This is a genomic window from Aquitalea sp. S1-19 (assembly GCF_024343515.1).
Window position 1 is genome coordinate 1 of record NZ_RJTZ01000127.1, and the last position, 8,324, is coordinate 8,324.

The 8,324-nt window shown below is 56.8% G+C and carries 7 protein-coding genes and 1 tRNA gene; all 8 read left to right on the forward strand.

The genetic code is table 11. The annotated features are described in order from the left end of the window. Positions 1-325 (forward strand): S16 family serine protease (locus EGI20_RS15205; RefSeq protein ID WP_498632456.1); only part of this gene is annotated, 325 nt, incomplete at its 5' end. A gap of 172 nt (positions 326-497) precedes the next feature. Next, positions 498-767, forward strand: coding sequence for an HU family DNA-binding protein (locus EGI20_RS15210; RefSeq protein WP_124734539.1), 270 nt, complete (start codon positions 498-500; stop codon positions 765-767). 64 nt (positions 768-831) lie between these two features. After that, positions 832-908, forward strand: a tRNA-Asp gene (locus EGI20_RS15215). A 66-nt stretch (positions 909-974) separates the two neighbouring features. Further along, a complete protein-coding gene (locus EGI20_RS15220) occupies positions 975-2,801 on the forward strand; it encodes a SurA N-terminal domain-containing protein (RefSeq protein WP_498632457.1) in 1,827 nt (608 codons plus the stop codon). A gap of 225 nt (positions 2,802-3,026) precedes the next feature. Beyond that, positions 3,027-4,418 (forward strand): methyl-accepting chemotaxis protein, encoded by a 1,392-nt coding sequence (locus EGI20_RS15225; RefSeq protein WP_498632459.1) that lies wholly within the window; start codon positions 3,027-3,029, stop codon positions 4,416-4,418. Positions 4,419-4,757: 339 nt separating this feature from the next. Beyond that, positions 4,758-7,328 carry a PAS domain S-box protein gene (locus tag EGI20_RS15230; RefSeq protein WP_498632460.1) on the forward strand — a complete coding sequence of 857 codons (2,571 nt, stop codon included), beginning with the start codon at positions 4,758-4,760 and terminating at the stop codon, positions 7,326-7,328. Then, positions 7,316-7,741, forward strand: a complete 426-nt coding sequence (locus EGI20_RS15235; protein WP_498632461.1) for a response regulator — start codon at positions 7,316-7,318, stop codon at positions 7,739-7,741. The genes EGI20_RS15230 and EGI20_RS15235 overlap by 13 nt, the downstream gene beginning before the upstream one ends. Beyond that, the coding region (locus EGI20_RS15240; RefSeq protein ID WP_498632462.1) for an HD-GYP domain-containing protein at positions 7,701-8,324 on the forward strand (624 nt) is incomplete at its 3' end. The genes EGI20_RS15235 and EGI20_RS15240, both read left to right, overlap by 41 nt.

Genomic DNA, 8,324 nt, shown 5'->3' on the forward strand with positions numbered 1-8,324 from the left:
TCCGGTGCGCGCCGATGTGGCCATGACAGGCGAAATCACCTTGCGCGGTGAAGTGTTGCCAATTGGCGGCCTCAAAGAGAAACTTTTGGCGGCGCACCGTGGCGGCATCAAGCAGGTGCTGATCCCGCATGGCAATGTGAAGGATCTCGTTGAAATTCCAGCGAATATCAAGGGCAAGCTGGAGATCCATCCAGTCAAATGGATAGATCAGGTATTGGCTTTGGCGCTGGAAAGAATGCCTGAGGCGTTGTCAGAGGATGCAACGTCTGCCAATATGTCGCCATCAGCGGACGCCGTGCAGAATCAGTCCGTCGTGACGCACTGATTCAAGGCGTCGGAAAGAGTTTAAAAGCGCATGAAATACCTCGTGTCAGGCCGCTTTTTTGCCCGGGGCTACCCTCGGGAGGCCGCTTGACACAAGGATTTCAGCCTTGCTATAAATCAGGCGGTTTTGCCGCATACTACGTATTCCGAAGAATGATGAAAGGGGACTTAACGTGAACAAGTCTGAACTGATCGATGCCATCGCAGCCCATGCCGACATTTCCAAGGCAGCTGCTGCCAAAGCGCTGGACGGTGTAATTGTTGCTGTAACCGATACCCTGAAAAACGGCGATGATGTCACGCTGGTCGGTTTTGGTACTTTCTACGTAGGCGAACGTGCCGAGCGTAGCGGTCGCAATCCTAAGACTGGTGAAACCATCACCATTCCTGCCGCCCGTACCCCGAAGTTCCGTGCCGGCAAGGCACTCAAGGATGCACTGTAAACAGTTGCATGCCTGCCTGTAACGGGCAGGCCGGACAGAGAGCTTGCTCTTCTGTCATGTTAACGGAGTGGTAGTTCAGTTGGTCAGAATACCGGCCTGTCACGCCGGGGGTCGCGGGTTCGAGCCCCGTCCACTCCGCCAGACACGCAAGGTGAACGGGCAACCGTTCACCTTTTTCTATTTGTGGTCGTTGACTCCAGTAAAGCCATGTTTGATTTCGTTCATAACAACAAATTTGCCATCAAGATCATTCTTGGTGCAGTAGCCCTGACCTTTGTCGGTTTCGGGGTAGGCAGCTATTCGTCAGTGGTGGATGATCCTTATCTGGCCAAAGTCGGCGGCCAGAAGATCGTCAAGGCCGATCTTGACCGCGCGCTTGAGGGGCAGCCTGCCAATGCAGCGACCCGCCAGGCGGCGCTGGAAAACCTGATCCGGCAGAATCTGGTGCTGGCGGATGCCGAGGCGTCCAGTCTGTCTGTGGGCAGCACCGAGCTGCGCCGGGTGATTGCCTCGATACCGGCCTTCCAGCAAGACGGAAAATTTAGTCCCGAGCGCTACAAGGAGTTTCTGGCTAGCCGTTACATGACGCCGGATGCGTTCGAAGCGCGCGTGCTGCAGGACATTACCCTGCAAAGCCAGTTGCTACCTTATACCGGCAGCCATTTCGTATCACGTGCCGTTGCGGCGCGCATGGCTGCATTATTGGGTGAAACGCGCGATGTGCAGGCGATGGTGCTGCGCCCGCAGGCATTCGAAGCGGATATCAAGCTGGACGAAGCGGCGCTCAAGGCTTACTACGACGCCAATAAGGCGCGTTTCCGTACGCCGGATGCGGTGAAGCTTGATTACGTCGTACTGTCGCAGGCGCAACTGGCGGCCAAGGTTGACGTGAGCGATGCAGAGGCCCGCAAGTATTACGAGACGCACGCCGCCGAGTTTGCCAGCGAAGAGCGCCGTGTTTCGCATATTCTGCTGACGGTCGATCAAGCCGCCAAGCCGGAGGTCAAAGCCAAGGTCAAGGCCGAGGCGGAGACGCTGCTCAAGGAAGTGCGCGCAAATCCGGCTCGCTTTGCCGAGCTGGCCAAGACCCGCTCGCAGGACCCTGGCTCGGCAGTCAATGGCGGGGATCTGGGTTTCTTCGCCCGTGGCGCCATGGTCAAGCCGTTTGAAGACGTTGCTTTCAGTCTGAAAAAAGACCAGATCAGCGAGGTAGTCAGCACCGATTTCGGTTATCACATTCTCAAACTGGACGAGATCAAGACGGCCGATTTTGATGCCGTCAAAGCGCAAATCATCGAGCAGATGAAACGCCAGAAGGCGACCGCCGAATACCGTGCAGCCGCCGAGAAACTGGCCGATCTGGCTTACCAGCATGGCGATTCGCTCAAGGCGATTACTGATGCGCTGGGTCTGCCGGTTGAAAAGAGCGCGCTTGTGGTGCGTGGCAAGCCGGGCGAGGGTATTGCCGGCAATCCCAAACTCTTGGAAGCCGTGTTCTCCGATGATGTGCTGAAAAAGAAGCACAATAGCGAACCGGTCGAGGTGGGTAACAATACGCTGGTCGTGGCACGCGTGGCCGAGTATCAGCCTGCTCACCAACAGACACTGGCCGAAGTGACGCCGCTGATTCGTAGCGAACTGTTGCAGAAGGAGGGGGCCAAGCAGGCTGAGGAGAAGGGCAAGGCTTTGCTGGCCGAACTCAAAGCCGGCAAGGCTGCTTCGCTAACAGGCTGGGGCGAGATGGTGCCGGTTTCGCGCCGTGCACCCCAAGGGCTGCCGCTGGCCGATTTGCGCGCCTTGTTTGCCGTGTCTGCCAAGGTGCTGCCTGCCTACGCCGGCATTAAGCATGACAATGGCGACTATGTGATTTACCGTATCGATAAGCTGGTGCCGGCTAAAAATGATAATCCGGCAGAACTGGCCCAGCTTTCGGCTGTGATTGGCGAGATGTCATCCAATGCGCTGGTCAGTGCGTATCTGGAGAGCTTGCGTCAGAAGTATCCGGTGACACTGAGTCAGCAGCCTACCGAGTAAATTTTGAGTTTGAACGCAAAAACGGGCGCTTGATGGCGCCCGTTTTTGCGTTGTCAATCGGCCTTGGCTGTTTGTTCGTAGCCCGAGATTGAAGGCCATTTGTTTGTAATCAAATAGCTTAATAATAAATTATCGTAATATAAAATAATGGTATTGTTATTCTTTATTCATGCCGGCCTTGCCTGGTAGCCTTATTTTGGCAACGATTGCCTATTGGAGTGTTCAATGTTTGTTTCTATCCGAAGCTTGAAGCAATTCCTGCGGCCATTAAGCACAGCAACGCAACATGGGGTCGATCTGACCTTGGTTTTGCCGGAAGGGCGCTCTGCACTCTCTGATATGGCGGGCCTGATTAACCGCCTGTTTCGCCATCTTCATCAGGCAATAGGAAAAATTGCCGGCCATGCCATCAATTTGTCGCAGTTGGCCACGCCCTTGTCGGAAATGGCCGGCAAGCTCGAAGCACGCGCCCAGGCCCAAGAGCAGTACGCCGAACAAATAGGCCGTGCCAGTCAGGAGCTGTCTGTCACTGTGCAGTCGATTGCCAGTAGCGCGGCCGAGGCATCGTCTTTTTCCGGTGAGGTAGCGCAGGCGGTGAGTAATGCCAACGCCAGCGATCAGCAAAACCGTCGGCAAATCGAGGCCATAGGCAGCAGCACCGAGACACTGGCCCGGCAGATGGACTTGTTGAAAACCAGTTCGGACTCGATAGGTGAAGTCGTCGAGCTGATCAAGAGTATTGCCGACCGTACCCGTTTATTGTCGCTTAATGCGGCGATCGAGGCAGCGCGTGCCGGTGAAGAGGGGCGCGGCTTTGCTGTGGTTGCCGATGAGGTGCGCAAACTCGCTGATCAGACTACACAGGCCACGCAGAGTGTGGAAACGCTCTTGGCCAATATCCAGCAGCAGGTGGTGACCTCGGGCGTGACCATGCAGCAGATGGCCAGTCTGGTGCAGCGGGGTATTGTGGTGTCGGGGGAGGCTGGCGAATCGATCAAGGCTGCTTCGCGCGATATTACGGTTCTGATTGAGCATGTGCATGTGATCGCCGACGCTAGCGGTGCGCAAAGTGCCAAAGTAGCCGCTATTGCCAGCCAGATAGATGGCGTCGTGGAGGGGGCAAGACAGCAACTGGACGACGCCCATGCCTTGGCGCAAAGTGCTGCCAAGGTGCGAGAAGATAGCGATGCCTTGTTGGGGGAGGTCGGAAAATTTCGTCTGGAAGGCCACCAGCAAAGCCGAGACCGGATCGCACAGGCACTGCAAAGCTGGCAGCTGGAGCAACTGGATGGAGAGGATCTGGATCGCAAGCTGGTCGCTTTGTGCCGGCAGGAACCCGCCCTGGAAATGGCGTGTGTGACCGATGCCAGGGGGCGTCAGGTTTCTGCCGATGTGGCGCCCGGCCATTTCGATCTGTCCGGCCGTAACAACGACTGGCATGACCGGCGCTGGTTTCAGGATGCAGTCAAGGCGCGGGCCTTGGTGGTGTCTGACCTGTATCGTTCGGTTGATACCGACCAGTATTGCTTTACCCTCTCTGCACCTTTGTTTAATGCTGCCGGGCAGTTATTAGGTGTCTTCGAGGGGGATGTGCGTTTTAACCATATTGTTGCTTAAACATTACGAGGCTAGCGTGGGTAGCTTGCTTGTCAGCAGGCTCTGCGCGCTAGCCTGCGCCGTGTTCGATTCCCGCCTGGGGTATTCATGCCCCTGCAAAAACGCCCTGTTCATCCTGTTTCTATTCATTTGTGCCTTGTACTGCTGCGGCTAAGGCGCTGCGTGCGGTCTTAAACGCGGTGCTGGCAATCAATAACACTATAGTCATTATGTGTAAATTGTTGTAACATGTAACTTATAATGAATATTGTTGAGTCGGCCGGGATAGGGTGGCTCATTAATTAGCGGTTGATCTTAATGTATTCATCGGATGGTCGAGACTTGTCCGCAGATACTGCGATGCAGCACCTGCTTGCCTTTGCTGCACGCTTGCTTTGTGGCGCTGTTTCCATTTCGCCCATAGTGGATGGGGAGGGCGGGCAGATTGCTGCTGAGCGTTTACCGCTTTGTCTGGATGGGGTGGCGGTCGCCAGTTTGTGTTGCGTGCGGATGGCAGAGCATGAACCGGATGAGCGCTGGAAACAGGACTTTGCGGCTCTTGCCCGGCTGTGTGAAGCGCATTTGCAACAGCAGCAGCGTTTTCTGCTGGCCCGGCAGCAGCATCAGGCGGTACTGGACAATGCCGCCGACGCGATTATCGTGATCGATCAATCTGGGATTATCCAGTCGGCCAATCACGCTTGTGAGCGCCTGTTCGGCTATGCCTTGAGCGAACTGATGGGCAGTAATGTGAATATCCTGATGGGCGGAGCGGAGCGCGCGGCACATGACGGCTATCTGGCCCGTTATCTGCAGACCACTCACGCCAGCATTATCGGCATCGGGCGCGAGGTCAGGGTCAGGCACAAGCATGGCCATTCGCTGCCGGCACGGCTATCTATTGGAGAGTCGGTAATCGGCGGGCAGCGCCTGTTTACCGGCATTTTGCATGATTTAACCGCCCACAAGGCGGTTCAGCTGGAGCTGGAAAACCAGCGCCTGAAACTGGACACCTTGCTTAATGCCTCGCCCAACCCGATTGTGGGCAAGGATCTGAACGGCCGTTACACCTTTGCCAATGCGGTGGCATCCACGATGCTGGGTATTGATCACCAGTCAGTCCAGGGTAAGACCGATCACGAGTTGTTCCCGCCCGAGCTTGCCGACAGGATTGTGGCGTTGGATAAGCAGGTGATGGGCAGCGGCGAGCCTTGTGCCGAATTAATTCATTATTATCGCGATGCCAGAGCCGGTCAGCCTGCGCGTGAACAGTGGATCAATATGAGCAAGGCACCGTGGCGGGATGCCAATGGGCAGATCACCGGTCTGGTTGCAGTAGGTCACGATGTCAGCGAACAACAGCGCAGCGAACAAAAAGCGCAGGCGGCCAGACAGCAATTACTGACCGCGATCGAGAACATTCCCGACGGATTTGCGCTGTATGGCGAGGATGATTGTCTGCTGCTGTGCAACCGGCGCTATCAGGCGCTGTATCCACTGATTGCTGACCAGATGCAGGCAGGAACCCCTTTTGCCGATATTTTGCGGGCCGGCGTGGCACGCGGGCAATTCAGCGATGCGATTGCGCATGAGGAAGAGTGGCTGGCATGGCGTCTGGCACAAAAGCAGCAGTCCCAGAGCAGCTTTATCTATCCGCTCGATGGCGGGCGCTGGCTGAAGGTTGCCAATTGCCGGGTAAGCGGTCTTGGCTGGTTGAGTGTCCAGACCGATATTACCGAGCTTAAAGCGGCACAAGAAGCGGCCTTGAGTGCCAGTCGTGCCAAGGACGAGTTTTTGTCCAGCATGAGCCACGAGCTAAGAACGCCGATGAATGCCATTCTCGGCTTTGCCCAGTTAATGGAAAACAGCCAGCGCGACCCGCTCACCGATAAACAGAAAAAGCAGGTCGGGCATATCCGTCAGGCGGGCAGTCATCTGTTGGGCTTGATCAATGAGGTGCTGGATCTGGCCAGTATCGAGTCCGGCAAGCTGACGCTGTCGTTGGAAAACGTACAGCTCAATGAGCTGGCCGAGGAGACGCTGGCGTTGGCGTCATCGCTGATAGGCAACCGGAATATCATTTTTCACCAGCAAGGCAGCAAACACCTGATGGTGCGGGCCGACCGCATGCGCCTGCGTCAAGTGCTGCTGAATCTGCTTGGCAATGCCATCAAGTATCACCATGCATCCGGCGGCCATATTGCCGTACACATCGGCTGGTCTCCCGCCTCGGTGCAGATGGTGCGTATTGTCGTCGAGGACGATGGCCCCGGCATCCCCGAAGACAAACTGCATTTATTGTTTCAGCCTTTTCAGCGACTGGGGCAGGAGCAGGGGCACATTGAAGGCACCGGTGTTGGCTTGGCCATCTGTAAACGCCTGCTGCAACATATGCAAGGCAGTATTGGCGTTGACCCTGTGGCGACAGGAGGAACCCGCTTCTGGTTCGACCTGCCTGGTGTTGACCCAGTCGATGTCGCAGCGGGCAAGGCGGGTGAAAGCAAGGGGGCCTTGCCGGCGGTGCAAAATGGGCAAAAGACGGTGCTGTATATCGAGGACAACCCGCAAAATTGCCAGTTGATGCAGGACATTATGGAGGAATACCCGGCATGGCAGCTTGTGCTTGCGCCGGATGCCCAGAGTGGTCTTGCGCTTGCCATACGCGACCAGCCGGATTTGATCCTGATGGATCTCAATCTGCCCGGCATGGATGGTTTTGCCGCACGCCAGGCGCTGCGTGCGCATGAGGAAACTCGCACGATCCCGGTCATCGCGCTCAGTGCCAACGCCATGGAACATAGCGTGCGCCGGGCGCATAGGGCCGGTTTTGCCGATTATCTGACCAAGCCGGTTGATCTTGCCGCCCTGAATAAGGTGCTGCAGTGCTGGCTGAATCCACTGACCGAGACACCCGCTTCATGGACAGTTTGATCCGATTGCATATTCTGCTGGTGGACGACAAACCCACCAATCTGGCCGTATTGGAAGATCTGCTCGATGATGCAGGCTACGAGGCGGTGCATTCTATCGGCGATCCCCGTCAGGTGATGCCGTATCTGGCGAGCCATTCGGTTGATCTGGTGTTGCTGGATATCCGCATGCCGTATCTGAGCGGGCTTGATCTTCTGCAACAGATGCAGGCTTATTTCAGCCATGAGCCACAGGCCATGCCGCCGGTCATGGTGCTGACGGCGGAAAGCGATGAGCTGACCCGCGAGCAGGCATTGCGTCTGGGCGCGCGCGACTTTCTGGGTAAACCATTTCTGCATTGGGAAGTCTTGCTGCGGGTAGAGAACCTGCTCCGTGTCCGGCAGTATTACCGGAGTACCCGCGCGCGCAGCTGAACTTGAGCATGCGCTGTCCCGGCGCGAACGCGAGCTGCAACAGGCCCAGTTGGAAATCGTGCGACGTCTGGCGCAGGCCGCGGAGTTTCGCGACAACGAAACCGGCATGCATGTAGAGCGTATGAGCCGTATGGCACAGTTGCTGGCCCGTCTGGCAGGCTGCGATGACGATTTTTGCGCCATGCTGCTGCATGCCAGCTCGCTGCATGACCTGGGCAAGATCGGCATTCCCGATGCCATCCTGCTCAAGCCGGGACGGCTGGAGGACGACGAGATGCGCATCATGCGCGAGCATGCCCGTATCGGGCAGCGCATCCTGTCCAATCATCCATCTGCCTTGATGCAGATGGCCGCGATCATTGCCGCAACCCACCACGAGAAGTGGGATGGTAGTGGTTACCCCGAAGGGCTGGCGGGAGAGGCTATTCCGCTAAGCGGCCGGATCTGTGCACTGGTCGATGTATTCGATGCCCTTTGTTCAGAACGCCCCTACAAGAAAGCGTGGAGCGAAAGCGATGCGGCCGCGCTGATCGCCCGGGAGGCCGGTCGTCATTTCGATCCGGCGCTGGTCGCACTTTTCCTG